The sequence below is a fragment of the Vitreoscilla sp. C1 genome, assembly GCF_002951955.2.
Taxonomy (GTDB): Bacteria; Pseudomonadota; Gammaproteobacteria; order Burkholderiales; family Neisseriaceae; genus Vitreoscilla; species Vitreoscilla stercoraria.
Genome location: NZ_CP019644.2, coordinates 2,311,451 through 2,330,803, shown reverse-complemented (window position 1 = coordinate 2,330,803; position 19,353 = coordinate 2,311,451). Strand labels below are relative to the sequence as shown.

Genomic DNA, 19,353 nt, shown 5'->3' with positions numbered 1-19,353 from the left:
TATTTAATAATCAATTTGGATAAAATTAGCATATTATTTCAATAAAATAAAAGCCGCATAAAAATGCGGCTTTAACACCCACTGACTTAACGATGAACGACTTCTAAAATGGCAAATTGAGTACTGAGGTTTTTCAGACCATTGGCACCAAAATTAATGCTCAAAGTGGCATGTTCTCCCTTGTGTTTAGCATCCATAATGACACCCATACCAAATTTTTCATGACGCACATTTTGTCCAATCACAAAACCATCGAAAGTTTCTTTGGCACGTTTGGCATGGATGAAAGGTTCTTGGCGTATTTTCAATGTTTCTTGTCTTTTTTTGCGATGGCTCGATAAAAATTGCAACACATCATCAGGCAACTCATCCATAAAACGTGAAGACATAGAATAATTCGTGCGCCCATGTAGCAAGCGTTGTTGTGCCGCACTCAAATACAAACGCTCACGGGCACGTGTAATGGCAACATACATCAAACGGCGTTCTTCTTCTAAACCGCCGCGCTCTTGCAAAGAATACTCACTTGGAAATAAACCTTCTTCCAAACCAGTTAAAAACACCGTATCAAATTCCAAACCTTTGGCAGCATGTATCGTCATCAATTGCAAAGCTGCCTCGCCCTCTCCAGCTTGACGCTCACCCGCTTCTAACGATGCATTACTCAAAAATGCCACCAATGGCCACAAACCATCATCGGTTTTCACCCATTCCTCTGTTTGTACATCGGCACTGTTAAACACCATCGCTGCACTGACCAACTCTTGTAAATTATCGATACGGTCTTGATGGTCGCCTTTTTGGGTTTTGTAATACTCAAGCAAACCACTCAAATCCAAAGCAGCAGTAATGGTTTCCGTCAATTCCAAACCTTTGGCTTGTGCTTGCAATTGTTCAATCAAGTCTACAAAAGCTTTGAGCTTGCGATTGGCAGGCTCGGTAATCAAAAATTGTAATGCTTCCCACAAACTCGATTGTCTGTCATGCGCAACGGCCTGAACTGCCTCAATCGTGCGCGCCCCAATGCCTCGTGGCGGCATATTAATCACACGCAACACCGACTGATCGTCTTGTGGCTGCACCGCCAAACGCAAATACGCCAAAGCGTGTTTGATTTCTTGGCGCTCATAAAAACGCAAACCACCATAAATTTTATACGGCACGCTCGCCGCAAACAAAGCTTGTTCCAAAACACGCGATTGTGCATTGCTGCGATACAACACCGCCATATTGTCCAAAGCCACGCCTTCTTTCATGCGTTCTTTGGTTTCACTCACCACAAAATCTGCTTCTATAAAATCACTGTCTGCCACATACAAACGCAGCTTCTGACCTTGTTCGCCTTGCTTGCTTTCAGGCAAGCGCAAATTTTTACCCAAACGACCGCTGTTATTGGCAATCAAAGTATTGGCAGCAGTCAAAATATGACCCACCGAACGGTAATTGACTTCCAACTTCAATGGCTCACGAATGCCAAAATCTTGCATCAAAGTTTGCATATTGCCCACATTCGCACCACGAAATGCATAAATGCTTTGGTCATCATCGCCGACGGCAAACACCGCTGCCGAATCGCCTGCCAACAATTTCAACCATTTGTATTGCAAATTATTGGTATCTTGAAACTCATCCACCAAAATATGATTAAAACGTTGTTGGTAATGAGTTCGAATGGCGGCGTTGTGAAGCAAGACTTCATAGCTGCGCAACATCAATTCTGCAAAATCCACCATACCTTCTTGTTGGCACAATGCATCATAAGCTTGATAACATTCAATCAATTGGCGTGTGGTTTTGTCATGAGCATTCAGGTCGCTTGCTCGCAAACCTGCTTCTTTATTGCTGTTAATGAAATATTGCAAAGTCTTGGGAGCCAAGCTTTCTTCCGCAATATTCAAACTCTTCAATAAACGTTTGATGACAGAAGCTTGATCACCGCTGTCCAAAATTTGAAACGTACTTGGCAAGCGCGCATCTTGATAATGCGTGCGTAAAAATCGGTGGCACAAACCGTGAAACGTGCCTAACCACATCGCAGCAATGGCATTTTCTACCATAGAACTGAGACGGCTTCGCATTTCTTTAGCCGCTTTATTCGTAAACGTCACCGCCATAATACTGTGAACACTCGCTTGTTCGGTATCGAGTAACCATGCAATGCGCGTAGTCAAGACGCGGGTTTTACCACTGCCCGCACCAGCGAGCACCAAAGCAGCAGCAGGCGGCCACGTTACCGCAGCCAATTGTTCGGCATTCAAGCCATTGAGTAATGAAGTATCCATGCATCAATTGTAACGGTTTCAAACACTTCTGTTCAGATTATTCCCAGCTGTGCATCTGACTTTACAGGACGCTTTGTGTGGCAGCGCAAAAACAACATTTTTATGTTAAGGTTAGCCACCAAACATTCTGGGAAACATGCCACATGAATACCATCGATTGGCTCAGCCGCTTGATTGCATTTGACACCACCAGCCGCCACTCCAATTTACAACTGATTGAAGCACTCGCTGATGATTTACACACACATGGTTTGTCACCTTGGCTCAGTCACAATGCAGACCAAAGTAAAGCCAATTTGTTTGTCACCATTCCTACCCATGATGGACAAACCCATGGTGGCTTGGTGTTGTCAGGTCATACGGATGTGGTGCCTGTGGATGGACAGGTTTGGGACAGCGACCCATTTCAAGCGCATATTGCCGATGGCAAATTGTATGGTCGTGGTGCTTGTGATATGAAAGGTTTTATTGCCGCTTGCATGAATCTGGTACCAAGCGCCCTGCAAAGCAAGCTGACTCAGCCTTTGCATTTGGCTTTTAGTTATGACGAAGAAGTAGGTTGTTTGGGCGCACCTGTAATGTTAAATGAATTAAAAGCGCGCGGCTTGTCACCAACACAATGCATAGTCGGAGAACCCACCAGCATGCAAATGGTTACCGCGCACAAAGGCATACAAGTTTATTCATGCAAAATACATGGACATTCGGCACATTCTTCATTGACGCCATCTGGTGTAAATGCCATTGATTACGCTGCTCGCATCATCGTTTTTTTGCAGCAATTGGCACAAAAAATACAAAATGAGCACGCTCAAGATGCTGCGTTCGATGTGCCATTTAGCACCATCAATGTCGGACGCATTCGTGGCGGAACTGCCGTCAATATTGTGCCTAACGAATGTGAGGTACAATTTGATTTCCGCAATTTACCCACTTTATCAGCCGCTGTCTTGGAAACACCGCTCAAAGCATTTTTGGCACAACTGGTATCGGAAATGCAAGCGGTGCAAATCCACACAGACATCGTCTTAACACAACTGGCACAAGTACCAGCGATGCAAGATACTCACAATCACGCCTTGCTCGAGTTAATTGCCAATTTGGTGGATGAGCAAAAACAAAGCAAAGTCGCTTACGCGACCGAAGGCGGACATTTTCAATTGGCGAACATGCAAACCTTGATTTGCGGCCCGGGCAGCATCAATCAAGCGCACAAACCGAACGAATACATTGAACTGGCGCAACTGGCACGTTGCGACCGTTTTTTACAACAATTGCTGCATACTCTCAGCCAATAATTAGGATGGATACATGGATTACCAATCAGTTTACGATGCCATTACAGGCCGCCACTCTGTGCGTGCGTTCACCCCACAAACTGTCGAAAAAGATTTGATTTTAGAATTGCTCAATGTGGCTGCTCGTGCACCATCAGGCACCAATTGCCAACCGTGGCAAGTATATGTGGTGACAGGCGACAAACGTGACCAAATCGTGGCTGAAGTGTGCGCTTTGCACGATGCGGCTCGCTTGGATGCCAGCATCAACGAACAACACACCGAATCGTATCCTTATTATCCTGAAAAATGGATTTCACCTTACATCGATCGCCGCCGTGAAAATGGTTGGGGTTTGTATGGCTTATTGGGCATTCAAAAAGGCGAAAAAGACAAAATGCACGAGCAGCATCAACGCAATTTCCGCTTATTTGATGCACCTGTGGCTTTGTTTTTTACTGTTAACAAAGCCATGGGCATCGGCTCGAAAATGGACATCGCCATGATGATGCAAAATGTGATGATCGCAGCGCAAGCGCGCGGTTTGGCCACTTGCCCACAAGCTGCGTGGAACCATTATCACAAAGTGATTTTACCGATAATCGGTGCAGGTGAAGACGAAGAATTGGTGTGCGGCATGGCTGTGGGTTATGCCGACACAAGCGCAACTGTCAACACATTCATCACACCACGAGTAGATGCGAGCGAATTCACCCATTTTGTAGAATAAGCGTCCTGTAAACTTAAAAAAGCGTCCTGTAAACCCTTACAGGACGCTTTTTAATGGATTTTCACAACCAGTGTTCAAACACACAAATCCAAATTGCTTTTAACCTTCATGCTACAAACCCTAACTGAACATATTCGGTCTTAATAACAACGTGTGTTCCATTAAACAAATGTGAACATACACTTGTTTTTGATTACAGGAATTTGACATCATGAAACACAAAATACTGTTCACCACTGCCATGACTTTGTTACTGAGCGCATCGTTGGCACAAGCACAATACACAGGTGCCAATAAAAATGGTCCTATGGTCAATCCATATGCGGCATCCAACTTAAACGTAATGGGTCACCCTTTACAATTAGCAGACCGAACCAGCCCCCATACCAACCCTAAAGAAGTCAATCCATGGTTTGAATACGTCGGTTACGACAGTAGCGTGACCATTCCATCTTCTATCCAAACACCGTCAAGACGCTTGCCTTAATTGTGTTTAAATATTAAAAAAGCGTCCTGTAAACATATTACAGGACGCTTTTTTAATCTGTTTTTTTAACTGAACAATGCCATCAAGGGTTGGTATAAAGTGACCAAACCTAACACAACAAACAACACACACGCAGCCACACGGATAATATTCAAAGGCAATTTTTTCAACAACCAATCACCCAAAAACACCATCGGCACATTGGCAATCATCAAGCCCAAAGTCGAACCCACAACCACCCAAAAAACATCTTGGTATTTTGCTGCTAAAAACACGGTTGCCAATTGGGTTTTGTCGCCAATTTCGGCCAAGAAAAACAATACTGCCGTTGCCACAAACGCACTACCAGTCAGCCATTTTTCACTCACTTCTTCGTCTTTGTCTGGTACCAATAACCAAAAACCCACTGCAATAAAACTGATGCCTATCACCCACGCCATGATATTGGCGTTAAATGACTGTCCTACCCATGCACCGATCCAACCTGAAACCAAATGGTTTAGAATTGTTGCCACCAAAATGCCCATAATAATAGGCATAGGCTTGCGATAACGCGCCGCTAAAAACAAAGTCAATAATTGGGTTTTGTCACCGATTTCGGCAAGAGCTACCGCAGCGGTAGAAGATAAGAAAGCGTCCATGTACAAGGTTCCGTTTTGTGGGCTGAATTATGTACAAAAGACCAAATAAACGCCGCCCACATAGGTCGTTTATTCAGTCTTAAGTCTCATCAGCCGATTACGTCACCGCAACAGACACTCAGACCATGCTTGAATCAAGCAAATATGTTGACCTGAGTTTCAAAACGCTAGAAGCGTCCTGTAATGATTACTCCCTCAAGAAGTGGCGCTATTATAAAAGCACATTCATATTCATGTAAATCATTTCAAGCAAATAGCTATTTTTTATTACATTTAAATGAAAATGCCGTCATATAAACCTCATTTTTGATCCCGACGCAAATCACGAAACCATTTAGGCTCCCAAGTGCGCAAAGCCAAAACCATAGCCATACCTTGCTTGCGATCTTGTGGCACATTCAAAGATTGGCGGTGTGACTGTGCCATTTGTTGTTGGCATTTTTTCAACGTGCTGCGCATGGTTAAAATCGCATCGGCACTGAGCATGCCATGATCAAACAACAACTCTTCATAACCTGCGACATCGTTTTCAAAATCAAAAAAATCTGCCATGCCTTGTTCTTGAATATAACGCTGAATTGGTCCATTAGGCTGCCAAGAAAACTGTTGGCTCACCCGCAAACGTACCCGATTATTAGGCAATAATTGCAACATGCCCATTTTATCGAGCTGTGCCAATTTCAAAACACATTCGTGCATTTCAATTTGATAATGGGCAATCACAGCTTCAATCGGCCAATGATTCATCATGCAAACTGCCATCAAAATCAATTTCGGATCGCTCATCAATTGTTTTTCTTGCACCAAAGTCAATTGATCCAATACAGGACGCTGCTCATCCACCAAACGCGCCAATTCCACAAAACTCAATTGCAAATATTCACAAATTTCCAATAAACGTTCTAGCGAAGTGCTTTTTTTGGCAAACAAGCGCTTGATACTGGATTCTGAAACCTCTAAATATTCGGCCAAATCAGCATAACTTTTCCCCTGACCATGCAATTGTTGTTTCAACACCCTGAAAATTTGCTGTTGCTCCATAGTTTGCACCTTTTTATTATTTAAGTATCAATTACTGCTACTTTAAAGTGAAAACTCTTTCAAAGCAAACCAACGCAAAGCGTCCTGAAAAACCTGTATTGGTTTTTCAGGCAAAGATACATGGTGAAAAATCAACGCAAGCGGCGACCGCTGAGCAAATCAAAAATTTGACTTGGCTGTTTATTGCGACCAATCCGCCCATCCACCACTATCACTTGACGACCAAATTGCCGTTTGACTTCACGGGTATTGGTACAAAAACGCTTACCACTGCGATTGCAAGAAGTGGAAACCAACGGAGATGCCACCAACTTACTCAGCAAACGGGCATCATTATGCGCAGGAACACGCACCGCCAATTTATCGCGCCCATTGCCACGCAATAAGGCAGACACTTTATCTGAACATGGAATGATAAACGTCTTGGCAGCAGGCCAAGCTTGATTCACCAATTCGGTTTGGGAAGGTGTTAAAGGTTTTAACAAAGGTTGCAAGCGGTTCAGACTGTCACCAATGACAATCAAACCTTTGCTTTGAGGACGTTGCTTAATGGTCATGATTTGGCGCAAACCACGTTGATTATTGGGCAAACAACCCAAACCAAAACAAGCTTCACAAGCATAAGCAATCACGCCACCACGGCGCAAATGTTGTTTGAGACGGCGCAAATCAAAGGCGCCCATGATTCTGTGTGTGTACATAACAGACATTATAAAAGCGTCCTGTAAAGATTTACAGGACGCTGACTCAGTTTAACTCAAAGATTAACGCAATGCTTTGTCGGCAATGTCAGTACGGTATTGCATGCCATCAAACGAAACATGGCTCAAAGCTTGGTAAGCTTGGTCTTTGGCCGCTTGCACACCATCACCCAAACCCACTACGCACAACACACGACCACCATTGGTGACCAATTCACCTTGCTCATTCAAAGCACTGCCCGCATGGAACACTTTGCCAATTTGATTGGCAGCATCCAAACCTGAAATCACATCACCTTTGCGTGGCGTTTCTGGGTAGTTTTGTGCCGCCAAAACCACACCAACCGCAGTTTTATCGCTCCACGTTGCTTCGACTTCATTCAAACGACCATCAATGGCCGCTTCCACCAAGTCCGCAAAATCAGATTCTAAACGGCTCATAATCGGCTGTGTTTCAGGGTCGCCAAAGCGGCAATTGAATTCAATCGTAAACGGTGCACCGTTTGCATCAATCATCAAACCTGCATACAAAAAGCCTGTGAATGGATGGCCTTCGGCTTTCATGCCTTGTACGGTTGGATGAATGATTTCATCCATCACACGTTGGTAAACCGCATCGGTCACCACAGGCGCAGGACTGTAAGCACCCATGCCGCCTGTATTCGGTCCCAAATCATCGTTTAACAAACGCTTGTGGTCTTGGCTCGTTGCCATAGGCAACACATTTTCACCATCGACCATCACAATGAAACTGGCTTCTTCGCCCTGTAAAAAGTCCTCAATCACCACACGCGCGCCCGCATCACCCATTTTATTACCAAGCAACATGTCGTCAATCGCCGCATGCGCTTCGTCCAATGTCAACGCCACAATCACGCCTTTGCCTGCCGCCAAGCCATCGGCTTTGATGACAATCGGAGCACCTTTACCGTTCACATATTCATGCGCCAAAGCAGCATCGCTGAATGTTTGGTAGCCCGAAGTTGGGATGTGGTATTTCGCCATGAATGCTTTGGCAAAATCTTTTGAGCTTTCCAATTGTGCAGCATATTGCGTTGGGCCAAAAATTTTCAAACCTGCAGCACGCAAATCATTTACCACACCCGCAGCCAATGGCGCTTCAGGACCCACAACGGTGAATGCCACATCGTTGGCTTTGACAAACTCAATCAAATCTTGATGTGCTGAAACAGCAATATTGGTCAATTTTGGCTCAACAGCCGTACCTGCATTACCAGGCGCCACAAAAACCTCATCCACACGCGCAGATTGCGCCAAACGCCATGCCAATGCGTGCTCACGCCCGCCTGAACCGATTACCAATACTTTCATCATCCATCCGCATCAAAGGAAATAACAAAGGCGTATTTTAAAGCGGTGTCGCATCCTTGCCTAGTTAAATGCCAAACTAAGCAAAAATTAATCTGCTTTGGTTTGAATTTGGGGATAATATTGGTTTTAATTAACCAAATTATATGGGACGCACTGCATGAAAAAAATCGCTTTATCACTGCTTGTTTTGGGATTGTTCACTGCCTGCCAACCGCAAACACCAGAAGCAACACCGACTATTGCATGTGACAGCGACGTGGTCAAAACCACTTTTGATTTGGGCACCAAACAACAAATCATGGCCAAACTCAAATATTTGGCACAAGCACAACCTGAGGTTTATGGCAGTTTGAATTTCAGCCAAATTGAGCAAGACTTGAAGCAAATCCAATTCAATTTAGACGGCATCAATACCGCATCTGCTGCCACTGACAGCCCTCAAATTTGTCAAGCAGATGTACAAGTTTTGATTCCCAATGATTTAATCATCTCTGCTCAGTTAAAAGCCAATGAATTGAATCAAACCTTTAATTTAGCTGCCGAAGCATTCCAAGCGCAATTAGGTCAATCTCCTAATGGTTTTTACCAAGTGCCAGTGCAATACCAAGCCAGCGGTGCAGCAGATACCAAAAGCCCAATGGTGCAATCCAATGCCGATACCAAACTGACGCAGTTTTTATTGCGCTTGCTCACTATTGGTCAACTCAAAACCAATACGCCTGCCTCAGTGTCAGATGTTTTGGAGGCACCCATTGATTTAACCCCAGCCAAACCTGCGGCGGCTTCAGAAGCAAAAGATGCCATCAGTGATTTGATTGATCAAGTGCAACAAAATCAAAACACCCAAACCAATACCAATCCTAACGATTTGACGCATAACCAAGCACAACGCAATCGCTCTGAAGCGCAAGTCGAACAAATTTGGTCTGAATTGCCAAGCGACGTGCAACAAACTTTGGAAAACGAGCAAAATCAATGGCGCAACAAACGCCAACAAACTTGTCAACAAGCCGCTGCCAATGCCAGCAGCGATGCAGAACGCAAAAATGTTTTGGCGCATTGCGAAGTACAATCCAATCAAAAACGCTTGGAAGAGTTAAAACAATACCACGTGCCAAACTGATTTTGGTTCACGGCAATGGGAAGTTCAGCCAAAGGCTAAGCTTCCCATTGTAACCAATGCCAGTCTTGTACTTGTTGCATGAAAGCCTCTTCATGTGATTTTGGCACCGCCACACTCAAACTGACTTCCATTTCCATTTCCTGATGGAGCATTTGCGCTTCGGTGCGCTTGATCAAACGCATCACTTCACTCATTTTTTCATATGAAAAACGCAAAGAAACCGTTTTTAAAATCGGTTTTTCCACACGAATAGCGTCCTGTAAAGCCAAAACTGTCGCTTGTTTGTAAGCTTGAATCAAACCTGGCACACCTAGCAAAGTCCCGCCAAAATAACGCACCACAATCACGACCACATCCGACAAGCCCGCCGAATCAATTTGGCGCAAAATCGGCATGCCCGCGCTGCCTGAAGGCTCGCCATCGTCATTGGCACGAAATTGCATGCCATCACTGCCCAAACGATAGGCATAACACCAATGCACCGCTTTGGGGTGTTCGTCATACAATTTTTGCAACAAAGGCTTCAAATCATCTGCTTGCGACAAAGGATAAGCATAGCCCAAAAAACGGCTGCCTTTGGCTTTGTGTTCAGAAAGGGTAGGGGAAGCAATTGAAGTGATGTGTGTCGGTTCCATGCAAACATTATAAACATCCACATCAAAATGCTTCAAACAAATCTTTCCCTTAAGCCATCACAAAAACTTTGGCTTATAATTTGACTATTGCCAAGCTGTTCGATTGAGAACAACTGTTTTACGCTGAAAGATAAACATGCCTTTACACATTGCTTTGTACCAACCTGAAATTCCTGCCAATACAGGCAACATCGCCCGCACCTGCGCTGGCACTCACACCAGCTTGCATTTGATTCGCCCGTTGGGTTTTTCTACCGATGACAAAATGCTCAAACGAGCAGGTTTGGATTATTGGGCACATGTCGACATTCATTACCACGATGATTTAGACGCTTTCATCGCCCACACCGAAAGCCAAAATGCCAAAGTGTATTTGATTGAAACTTACAGCGATGTACCGTTCAGTGAACATGATTTTAGCCACCAAGAACAAGATATTTATTTTTTATTTGGACGCGAAACCACCGGTTTGCCACAAGAATTTGCCCAAGCGCGCGCTCAAGACTGTTTGCGTATTCCACAATCGGAACACATTCGCTCGTTAAACCTGTCTAACAGCGCTGCCATCGTGATTTACGAGGCTTTAAGACAACAAGGCTACCCGAACCTTGCTTAAGGCGTAAAACACGCTGTACAGCGATAATAAAGCGTCCTGTAAACGTTTACAGGACGCTTTATTGATTTTTTGGCTCAAATCATCACAATTTTAGCCATGTTTATTACAATGCAGCCACCAATTCAGGTACCAAGGTAAACGCATCGCCCACAATACCGTAATCAGCCACATTGAAAATCGGCGCATCAGGATCTTTGTTGATGGCCACAATCACTTTACTGTCTTGCATACCAGCCAAATGTTGAATCGCACCAGAAATGCCCACAGCGATGTACAAGCTAGGCGCCACCACTTTGCCTGTTTGACCCACTTGGTAATCATTAGGTGCATAACCTGCATCCACAGCCGCACGAGACGCGCCAATGGCCGCACCCAATTTGTCTGCCAATGGCGTCAACAATTCGTTGAATTTTTCAGCACTGCCCATTGCACGACCACCAGAAACGATGATTTTCGCTTGGGTCAATTCAGGACGATCAGACTTGGTCAATTCACGACCGACAAAGCGGCTTAAGCCTTGTGGTGCAGAAGCTGCAACTGTTTCAACTGCCGCGTTGCCACCTTCGTTTGCTGCCGCATCAAAAGCGGTTGCACGAATGGTCAAAACCAATTTGGCATCAGATGCTTTCACTGTTTCAAACGCATTGCCCGCATAAATCGGGTGTGTGAAAGTTTGTGCATCGATGACTTCGGTCACATCAGACACTTGAGAAACATCTAACAAAGCAGCTACGCGTGGCAACAAGTTTTTACCAAACGCCGTTGCAGTTGCAACAACATGGCTGTAATCACCTGCCAAAGACACCACCAAAGGTGCTACTTCTTCTGGCAAGCTGTTTTCATAATGCGCTGCATCAGCTAACAATACTTTTTCCACACCAGCAACTTGTTTGGCTGCATCAGCAACCGATTGAGCACCGCTACCTGCCACTAAAACGTGTACTGCACCCAATTTTTGAGCAGCAGTGACCGCATTCAAAGTCGCCAAATTCAATTCGCTGTTATTGTGTTCAGCAATGATTAAAACTGTCATGTTGTTTCCCCTTAAATCACTTTGGCTTCGTTTTTCAATTTACCAACCAAATCCGCTACGGTTTCTACTTTCACACCAGCACTGCGGCCTTTAGGCTCAGCAACTTTCACAACGCTAAAGCGAGGGGTTACATCCACACCAAAATCAGCAAGCGTGTGTTTGGCCAACGGTTTTTTCTTCGCTTGCATAATATTAGGCAATTTCACATAGCGAGGCTCGTTCAAACGCAAATCCGTGGTAATCACCGCTGGCAATTTGATTGCCACAGTTTCCAAACCACCGTCAATTTCACGTGTCACTTCCACTTCACCACCATTGACTGCTACTTTGCTCGCAAACGTCGCTTGTGGCGCATTTAACAAAGCCGCCAACATTTGACCTGTTTGATTGGCATCGTCATCAATCGCTTGTTTACCGAGCAACACGATATCAGCATTTTCTTGTGCCTGAACCGCTTGCAATAATTTGGCCACTGCCAAAGGCTCCAATTTGCCATCGGTTTCAACATGAATGGCGCGGTCTGCACCCATTGCCAAAGCTGTACGCAAAGTTTCTTCGCACTGCTTCACACCAATTGAAACGGCAACGACTTCAGAAATTTGACCTGCCTCTTTCAAACGAACTGCTTCTTCTACTGCAATTTCATCAAATGGGTTCATCGACATTTTTACGTTGCCAATATCCACATCTGAGCCATCGGCTTTGACGCGCACTTTAATGTTGTAATCAACAACACGCTTCACTGCTACTAATGCTTTCATTCTCTATCCTCATTTGTACGACTCATTAACATGAAAAATGCCTTTGTTAGGCCATCACCCTGCCAAAATATATGCTGTTTTTCACGCTAATTTACGGTAATTATTTCAGTTATATTTTTGCTGCAGAGCAATATTGCCAAGCATTGAAAACCATGTCAACCGTTGGACAAACACCAACATCCCCTACATTGGTAGAAATTGGCGTAATTTGAACACCAGTTAACATAGGATTAGAATGTAAATAAATTCCAACTGTAGGTTTGTTGAGCGCATTGGCCAAATGTAACAAGCCAGTATCCACACCAATCACAGATTGTGCATCTGCTAATAATTTCGCTGCTTGCTGTAAATTCATTTTTGGCGCCAATTTTACATAATTAAATTGAGCAGCCCATTTGATAGCTCGATTTTTTTCAATATCGTTTCCCCAAGGTAAATAGATATCAAAACCAGTTTGTTGATGCAAGCGTTCAAATAATTCAAACCACAATGTTTCAGGCCACAGTTTTTCATCTTGGCTAGTTGCATGTAATGCAACAATATAAGGCGTCATGTTATCCACAATGTTATTCACCGTTGTGGGTACTTTGGCACCAAACACCACTTTATCCACATCAAACTCATAACCAAATGCCAAAGCAAACAATTGGCGATTGCGCCAAATTGCATCAGCATACTTATCCACAGCATATTTTTTTTGATAAAACATACTGGCTAATGGCTCTCGAATACTGTGTTGGTCATACCCAACAATAGGAGTGTGGGCGAATTTTCCGAACAAAGCACTTTTGATTAAACCTTGGCTGTCTAATGCAAATTGGTAATCTTTGCCGATTAATTGATTACGCAATTGCATCATTGCAGAGCGTGTTTGCGATTGCCACAATTGTTTGCGCCATTGTCGCCAATGCATTGGTATGACATTTTGTACAAATGGATGTAAAGCAGCAATATCTGCAAACGATGCTTCACACATCCAATCTAACTTTACATCTGGTCTGTGTGTGGATAAGTCTTCAATGGCTGGCAACGTGTGTATTAAATCGCCCATGCTAGATAAACGCAGCAACAAAATGTTCATGGGTGCTTTCAGGTAACATAATGGGGTTTATTTTACTGGAAAAAGTCATTATGGGTTTATCGTTTCAAATTGAAGCCATTGGTATGGTGCAAGCGCAATTCAAACAAAAGTTTGGTATTCCAAGACAGCCTGGTCTGGTACCTGAAGCTAAAATCAGCATTGTTTTAAATCAAGAATTTTCGCCAGATGTTGTGCGTGGTTTAGAAGATTTTGAATATATTTGGGTGCATTTTGTGTTTCATGATGCAATAGGGGAGGGTTGGTCTGAATTGGTTAGACCTCCAAGACTGGGTGGTAAAACCAAAAAAGGTATTTTTGCTACTCGTACACCGCATCGTCCTAATCATTTGGGTTTGTCTTTATTAAAATTAGACAAAGTCATTACCAGTAAACCTATTACATTGATTTGTAGTGGTGCTGATTTATTAGATGGTACGCCTATTATTGATATTAAGCCTTATATTGCTTTTGTAGAAGCCAAGCCTAATGCTCAAAGTGGTTTTGTAGATGGTATACCGCCACAATTACAAGTAATTTGGTCTTTAGAAGTTCAAGAACAATTGCATTTCAATCAAGTCAATCAAAAATTAATTGAACAAACCTTAGCGCAAGATCCTAGACCTGCTTATCAAAATATTCCTGAACGCATTTATTTTATGCAAGTAGATGGTTTTGAGGTCAGATTTAAAATTATAGAGAATGTTGTTCAAATTGTAGATTTAATTAAATTGTCAGAATTTTAAAGAAGCTGTTTTTTATTATTATATTATTATATATAAAAAGATGATGATGCTGAAGGCAGTGAAAATCTGTGGATAAGTCTATTTTTATTGTTAAATAAATGGTTTATGAAAATATAAGTCTGTGTATAAATGGTCTTGTACTCAGGGGATAGTTTGTGGACAGTTTTTTGGCATGTTAATAAGCTGTGTATGGGTGTGGATAGATTGTGGATAAAAACAGGCATTTTGTGGATAAAATGTGGATAAATTTTAACTATATTCTAGTACAGAAATTTAAGTCACTTTGTGTTGTAAACTCCGTTACAATTTCAGCAATGCAATCATTATTATTGGTAAAACGATTATGTTACAAAGAACTTTAGCCAAATCAGTACATGTGACAGGCGTTGGCTTGCATTCTGGAGAACGTGTGTCTTTGACCATGCATCCTGCGGTTGTGGACAGCGGTATTCGCTTTCGTCGTACAGATTTAAGTGGTGAGCAAGGTGAAATTATTGCTTTAACTCCTTGGTTAATCAACGATACACGTCTGTCTTCCACTGTTGTAACTGAAAATGGCGCTAAAGTCGGTACGATAGAACACATCATGTCTGCTTTATCTGCGATGGGTGTGGATAATGTTTTGATTGAATTGAATGCGCCTGAAATTCCGATTATGGACGGTTCTAGTTTGCCGTTTATTTATGTGTTACAGGACGCTGGTATTGTCGATCAAGATGCCCAGAAGAAATTCATTCGCATCAAACGCCCGATTGTGGTGGAAGAGCCGGGTAAAAAAGTGTCTTTTGAGCCTTATGATGGCTTTAAAGTGACTTTGACCATTGAGTTTGACCATCCTGTTTTCAATCGCTCGAATCAAACTTACAGTATTGATTTTGCAGGTGCTTCTTATTTGGAAGAAATTGCTCGTGCGCGTACATTTGGTTTTATGCAAGAAGTAGAATTGATGCGCAGCCACAATTTAGGTCTAGGTGGCAATTTGACCAATGCCATTGTGATTGATGATTTTGATGTTTTGAATCCTGAAGGTTTGCGTTATCCCGATGAGTTTGTGCGCCATAAAATTTTGGATGCCATTGGTGACTTATACATTGCAGGTCATCCGATTATTGGTGCATTTACAGGTTATAAATCCGGTCATGCGGTGAACAATGCGTTGTTACGTAAGATGTTTTCTGAGCCAGATAGCTTTGAATGGGTTACTTTTCCAAGTGACAAAGACTTGCCAACGGCATTCCATCCTGTGAATGAATCTGTATAAGTCTGTGGATAAGTTGTGAATAAAGTGGATAAGTAATTATTCTGCTGATAAAAAGCGGCCTGTAATGTGACAGGCCGCTTTGATTTTGTTGATTGATTTTGGGTGATTTATTGGTTTTTGCGTATCCAATTGAGCCAAGCTGTGAATAACTCAGGTTGTAAAGCCGCAATGGCAGAGCGACTGAATACATGTTCTCCATTCCAAAAATCATCTCCTTCTAATGTGGCAAGTTGTCCACCAGCTTCTTCAAAAATCAAAGCACCTGCGGCGTAATCCCACAATTTTTGACCGCCGTGTACATAAACATCGTAGCGGCCTGAAGCCAAATAACACCAATCCAAAGTGGAGCTGCCCATGCTGCGTTGGCTGCCACAAGGAGCGAGAGTTTGCATGCGGCTGGCCAGTTTTCCTGAGCGTAAATATTTGACTTCAACGCCTGCAATGGCCTCACTTAAAGGATTTAAGGTTTTTTTTAATGGTAAAGGAATACCGTTCATATGTGCCCCTTTACCTCGTTCTGCGGCATACATTTCATTGGTATAAGGATTGAAAATGACGCCCAATTGACTCACACCATTTTTGACCAAAGCCACAGACAAAGCAAAATGAGGCAGCCCGTTGATAAAATTGGTTGTCCCATCAATCGGATCGACCACCCACAAACCTTGTGGATTGTTTTGCCACAACTGCATTTGTTCATGGCGTGACATTTCCTCACCCAACATGGGATATGTGGATAAGTTTTTTAAGCCTTCTGCAAATGCATTTTGAGCCGCTAAATCGGCTTCTGTGAACAAAGAACCATCTTGTTTGCGTGTGCTACCGACACGTAAAAATCGAGGCATCACCTCGTTTTGTGCCACATCTCTTACCAATTGAATCAAAGCATTGAGCACGATACATCAACCTTTTAGCAAATTATTGCCTAATTATTTTCAAATTGATTATTAGGCGATGATGGAGAGAAGTCAATCCATTACGTTGATGAAGCTTATTGTACAATGAGTGTTCATTAATATTTTTATATAAAGTGATGTCTTATGCCACGTTTTTATTGTCCTGTTGAATTGGTCGTGGGTCAAAATTTGGAATTGCCCGAGCGTGTAATGCGTCATGTACAAGTTTTGCGCTTGCAAGAACAAGATGAGATTGTGTTATTTAATGGTGATGGCAATGATGTGACAGCTCATATTGTAGAAATGACCAGAAAGTTCGTAAGCGTTTGTTTGAAAGAGGTTAAAGCATGTCAGACTGAATCCAAATTACATTTAAGTTTGGTACAGTCTTTGTCCAGTGGTGAGCGCATGGAATTCACTTTGCAAAAATGTGTCGAGTTGGGCGTGAGTCAGTTTCAACCGATTATCAGTGAGCGTTGTGTGTTGCGTTTACAGGGCGAGCGTGCAGACAAGCGTTTGCAGCGTTGGCAAGAAATTGTGATTTCAGCTTGTGAGCAAAGTGGTCGTTCGGTTGTGCCAGAAGTATTGCCTGTGATTAAGTTATCCGAATACTTATCCACAGCCCCTGTTGATAAGCTGTGTATTTTACTTAGTGTGGTGAATAAGCAAGGTTTGAATACATTGCCTGAGTCTGTGAATCAAGCGGTGTTGATGGCAGGTCCTGAAGGTGGTTTCAGCGAAGCAGAGGAAGCGGCGATTTTAGACAGTGGTTTTGTACCTTTGAGTTTAGGACCGCGTGTTTTGCGCACTGAAACGGCTGCCATGACGGCCACTGCTTGTTTACAAGCGCGCTGGGGTGATTTTGATTAAAAATTGAGGGAAAAATCCATGTATTATGGTGAGCGGTTCAATGCATACAGTCATTTGTCTGGTGTCATATTGGCGGTCGCTGCGACGGTTTTATTGGTTTTAAAATCCATAGGTCAAGGTGAATTGGCTATTTGGGCAGCGAGTGTTTATGGTGGCACGTTGATTTTTTTGTATTTGATTTCAACTTTGTACCACAGCATCAAGCCTGAGTTGGCCAAAACCGTGTTACAAAAATTTGATCACTGCGCCATTTATCTGCTGATTGCGGGCAGTTATACACCGTTCACTTTGATTACTTTGAATGGTCCTTGGGGCTGGTCTTTGTTTGGTGTGTCGTGGGGATTGGCATTGTTTGGCATCATCCAAGAATTGACCATCGGTTTGCGCTCTCCTACTCGTTGGCTGTCCATGTTGATTTATGTGTTGATGGGTTGGCTGGTTGTGGTGGCCATTATGCCTTTGCTGCGCGGTTTGGAAAGTTGGGGCTTATTTTGGCTGGTTGCAGGAGGTGTGGCTTATAGCGGTGGTATTTATTGGTTTATCCAAGACACTAAAATTAAACACGGTCATGGTATTTGGCACATGTTTGTGTTGATGGGCAGTTTGTTCCAATTCTTTTGTATTTATTTTTATGTTTTGTAATGAGCTGTGGATAAGTCCAAAATGATTCACAAGCGTCCTGTAAGTTTACAGGACGCTTTTTTAATATTTATTTTGAGCATTGTTGTGGATAACACTTACAAAACGAAACACTTAAGGTAAGCTTGTGCACATCTTTTTGTACGAAAGCAAACAACCATGCAAACCATCACTTTGTTGCCTTTAGAAGGTATTGAAATAGAAGGCATAGGCTTATTAAAACTGGGTACCAGCAAAGAAGCGGTGCACAAGTTTTTGGGTCTGCCATCAGAACACGATGACCATTCTTGGTTTTATAAAAAACATGAGTTCCGTTTGGATTTTGATGAAGAAGGCAATATTGAATTCATTGAATTTGTCTTTGGCCCCAATCCTGAGCGCACGGTGTTGTCGGTGTATGAACAAAATCCGTTTGAATTGGATGCGGCAGATTTGGTGGCTTTGTTGACCAAATGCAATCGTGGCAGTGCTATTGATGACAGCGATGCGCCTTATTGTTATACCTTTTCACATTTGGCCATGGGCATTTGGCGACAATTTACCGATGCAGATGTGCAACAAAGCATGGATGAAACCCCCGCAGAAGACCGTGATTCAGATGAAGACGAATGGTTGGCGCGTGATTTGGAAATGGGCAAACATTTCTGGACTATTGGTTTGGGTGTGGCGGGATATTACGGCTAAATATGAAGGGGCATGAAGTAGCGAGAGAGGGCATTACAGTTTGTCGATAAGCCGGGTTTTGTCGTTGGACAGTCATTCATCTAGCAGCATGATTGCTCATGCCGTCAAGCAACCTACCCGAACCCAATGCGAGCCACATTAGCGGGTTCTGTTTGGTCTTGCTCCCAATGGGGTTTAGCCTGCGACATCTTGTTGCCAAGTGCCCGGTGCGCTCTTACCGCACCTTTTCACCCTTACCTGTGCCCGAAGGCCATCGGCGGTTTTGCTTTCTGTTCCACTTTCCGTCGCCTTTCGACGCCCAGCCGTTAGCTGGCATTGTGCTCTATGGAGCCCGGACTTTCCTCCCCGTGTTGCCACGCGGCGACTGTCTGGCAAACTGTAATGCGGCGCGTATTGTAACACAATTTGCTGTGGCATTGATTGCTCGAACGATTTAGACTCATTTTGACTTTGAAATAATTCCTAAAACAGCGACTTATCCACGTTATACACAACTTATCCACAGGTTTTTGACAATAAA

20 protein-coding genes and 1 other RNA gene are annotated in these 19,353 nt (G+C 43.3%); 10 read left to right on the top strand and 11 right to left on the bottom strand.

All coding sequences use genetic code 11. From position 1 onward, the window contains the following. Nucleotides 1-86: 86 nt before the first annotated feature. A complete protein-coding gene (locus ADP71_RS11385) occupies nucleotides 87-2,282 on the bottom strand; it encodes a UvrD-helicase domain-containing protein (RefSeq protein ID WP_104932206.1) in 2,196 nt (731 codons plus the stop codon). A 143-nt stretch (nucleotides 2,283-2,425) separates the two neighbouring features. Between ADP71_RS11385 and argE the strand changes: the two genes are divergently transcribed. From argE to ADP71_RS11370, 3 genes are all read left to right on the top strand, one after another. Beyond that, the gene (gene argE, locus ADP71_RS11380; RefSeq protein ID WP_026353589.1) at nucleotides 2,426-3,580 is read left to right on the top strand and encodes an acetylornithine deacetylase; all 1,155 of its coding nucleotides are present in this window, start codon (nucleotides 2,426-2,428) and stop codon (nucleotides 3,578-3,580) included. Between the two features lie 13 nt (nucleotides 3,581-3,593). Then, entirely contained in the window at nucleotides 3,594-4,289 is a 696-nt protein-coding gene (locus ADP71_RS11375; protein WP_104932205.1) for a nitroreductase, read from the top strand. Nucleotides 4,290-4,500: 211 nt separating this feature from the next. After that, complete coding sequence (locus ADP71_RS11370) at nucleotides 4,501-4,776, top strand: hypothetical protein (RefSeq protein WP_019958580.1); 276 nt, start codon at nucleotides 4,501-4,503, stop codon at nucleotides 4,774-4,776. A 65-nt stretch (nucleotides 4,777-4,841) separates the two neighbouring features. On the opposite strand, the gene ADP71_RS11365 is transcribed toward ADP71_RS11370, so the two are convergent. The 4 genes from ADP71_RS11365 to purD form a co-directional block, all read right to left on the bottom strand. Further along, a complete protein-coding gene (locus tag ADP71_RS11365) occupies nucleotides 4,842-5,417 on the bottom strand; it encodes a TMEM165/GDT1 family protein (protein ID WP_019958581.1) in 576 nt (191 codons plus the stop codon). Nucleotides 5,418-5,717: 300 nt separating this feature from the next. Next, on the bottom strand, nucleotides 5,718-6,458 hold the full coding sequence (locus tag ADP71_RS11360; RefSeq protein ID WP_104932204.1) for a helix-turn-helix domain-containing protein: 741 nt from the start codon (nucleotides 6,456-6,458) through the stop codon (nucleotides 5,718-5,720). Between the two features lie 131 nt (nucleotides 6,459-6,589). Next, nucleotides 6,590-7,168: an L-threonylcarbamoyladenylate synthase gene (locus ADP71_RS11355; RefSeq protein ID WP_019958583.1), complete on the bottom strand. Its 579-nt coding sequence runs from the start codon at nucleotides 7,166-7,168 to the stop codon at nucleotides 6,590-6,592. Nucleotides 7,169-7,222: 54 nt separating this feature from the next. Next, nucleotides 7,223-8,491, bottom strand: a complete 1,269-nt coding sequence (purD, locus tag ADP71_RS11350; RefSeq protein ID WP_104932203.1) for a phosphoribosylamine--glycine ligase — start codon at nucleotides 8,489-8,491, stop codon at nucleotides 7,223-7,225. Between the two features lie 157 nt (nucleotides 8,492-8,648). Here purD and ADP71_RS11345 point away from each other — a divergent pair, with 157 nt between their 5' ends. Beyond that, complete coding sequence (locus ADP71_RS11345) at nucleotides 8,649-9,614, top strand: lysozyme inhibitor LprI family protein (protein ID WP_104932202.1); 966 nt, start codon at nucleotides 8,649-8,651, stop codon at nucleotides 9,612-9,614. Nucleotides 9,615-9,649: 35 nt separating this feature from the next. On the opposite strand, the gene ADP71_RS11340 is transcribed toward ADP71_RS11345, so the two are convergent. After that, the gene (locus ADP71_RS11340; protein WP_237343015.1) at nucleotides 9,650-10,285 is read right to left on the bottom strand and encodes an IMPACT family protein; all 636 of its coding nucleotides are present in this window, start codon (nucleotides 10,283-10,285) and stop codon (nucleotides 9,650-9,652) included. 100 nt (nucleotides 10,286-10,385) lie between these two features. Here ADP71_RS11340 and trmL point away from each other — a divergent pair, with 100 nt between their 5' ends. Further along, the gene (gene trmL, locus ADP71_RS11335) at nucleotides 10,386-10,865 is read left to right on the top strand and encodes a tRNA (uridine(34)/cytosine(34)/5-carboxymethylaminomethyluridine(34)-2'-O)-methyltransferase TrmL (RefSeq protein WP_019958587.1); all 480 of its coding nucleotides are present in this window, start codon (nucleotides 10,386-10,388) and stop codon (nucleotides 10,863-10,865) included. Between the two features lie 103 nt (nucleotides 10,866-10,968). On the opposite strand, the gene ADP71_RS11330 is transcribed toward trmL, so the two are convergent. From ADP71_RS11330 to waaC, 3 genes are all read right to left on the bottom strand, one after another. Then, nucleotides 10,969-11,898, bottom strand: coding sequence for an electron transfer flavoprotein subunit alpha/FixB family protein (locus ADP71_RS11330; RefSeq protein ID WP_019958588.1), 930 nt, complete (start codon nucleotides 11,896-11,898; stop codon nucleotides 10,969-10,971). Between the two features lie 11 nt (nucleotides 11,899-11,909). Then, on the bottom strand, nucleotides 11,910-12,659 hold the full coding sequence (locus ADP71_RS11325) for an electron transfer flavoprotein subunit beta/FixA family protein (protein ID WP_019958589.1): 750 nt from the start codon (nucleotides 12,657-12,659) through the stop codon (nucleotides 11,910-11,912). 109 nt (nucleotides 12,660-12,768) lie between these two features. Next, nucleotides 12,769-13,740, bottom strand: coding sequence for a lipopolysaccharide heptosyltransferase I (gene waaC, locus ADP71_RS11320; RefSeq protein ID WP_019958590.1), 972 nt, complete (start codon nucleotides 13,738-13,740; stop codon nucleotides 12,769-12,771). Between the two features lie 50 nt (nucleotides 13,741-13,790). Between waaC and tsaA the strand changes: the two genes are divergently transcribed. After that, the gene (gene tsaA / locus ADP71_RS11315; protein WP_019958591.1) at nucleotides 13,791-14,483 is read left to right on the top strand and encodes a tRNA (N6-threonylcarbamoyladenosine(37)-N6)-methyltransferase TrmO; all 693 of its coding nucleotides are present in this window, start codon (nucleotides 13,791-13,793) and stop codon (nucleotides 14,481-14,483) included. Nucleotides 14,484-14,826: 343 nt separating this feature from the next. Continuing rightward, a complete protein-coding gene (gene lpxC / locus ADP71_RS11310) occupies nucleotides 14,827-15,744 on the top strand; it encodes a UDP-3-O-acyl-N-acetylglucosamine deacetylase (protein WP_104932419.1) in 918 nt (305 codons plus the stop codon). Between the two features lie 107 nt (nucleotides 15,745-15,851). On the opposite strand, the gene ADP71_RS11305 is transcribed toward lpxC, so the two are convergent. Next, nucleotides 15,852-16,640, bottom strand: coding sequence for an inositol monophosphatase family protein (locus ADP71_RS11305; protein ID WP_019958593.1), 789 nt, complete (start codon nucleotides 16,638-16,640; stop codon nucleotides 15,852-15,854). Nucleotides 16,641-16,784: 144 nt separating this feature from the next. Between ADP71_RS11305 and ADP71_RS11300 the strand changes: the two genes are divergently transcribed. The 3 genes from ADP71_RS11300 (at nucleotide 16,785) to ADP71_RS11290 (ending at nucleotide 18,833) form a co-directional block, all read left to right on the top strand. Beyond that, on the top strand, nucleotides 16,785-17,510 hold the full coding sequence (locus tag ADP71_RS11300; RefSeq protein ID WP_019958594.1) for a 16S rRNA (uracil(1498)-N(3))-methyltransferase: 726 nt from the start codon (nucleotides 16,785-16,787) through the stop codon (nucleotides 17,508-17,510). A gap of 18 nt (nucleotides 17,511-17,528) precedes the next feature. Then, nucleotides 17,529-18,152 carry a PAQR family membrane homeostasis protein TrhA gene (gene trhA, locus ADP71_RS11295; RefSeq protein WP_019958595.1) on the top strand — a complete coding sequence of 208 codons (624 nt, stop codon included), beginning with the start codon at nucleotides 17,529-17,531 and terminating at the stop codon, nucleotides 18,150-18,152. Between the two features lie 156 nt (nucleotides 18,153-18,308). Further along, entirely contained in the window at nucleotides 18,309-18,833 is a 525-nt protein-coding gene (locus ADP71_RS11290; RefSeq protein ID WP_019958596.1) for a hypothetical protein, read from the top strand. Between the two features lie 31 nt (nucleotides 18,834-18,864). On the opposite strand, the gene rnpB is transcribed toward ADP71_RS11290, so the two are convergent. After that, an RNA gene (gene rnpB / locus ADP71_RS11285) (RNase P RNA component class A) lies at nucleotides 18,865-19,213 on the bottom strand. Nucleotides 19,214-19,353 lie beyond the last annotated feature (140 nt).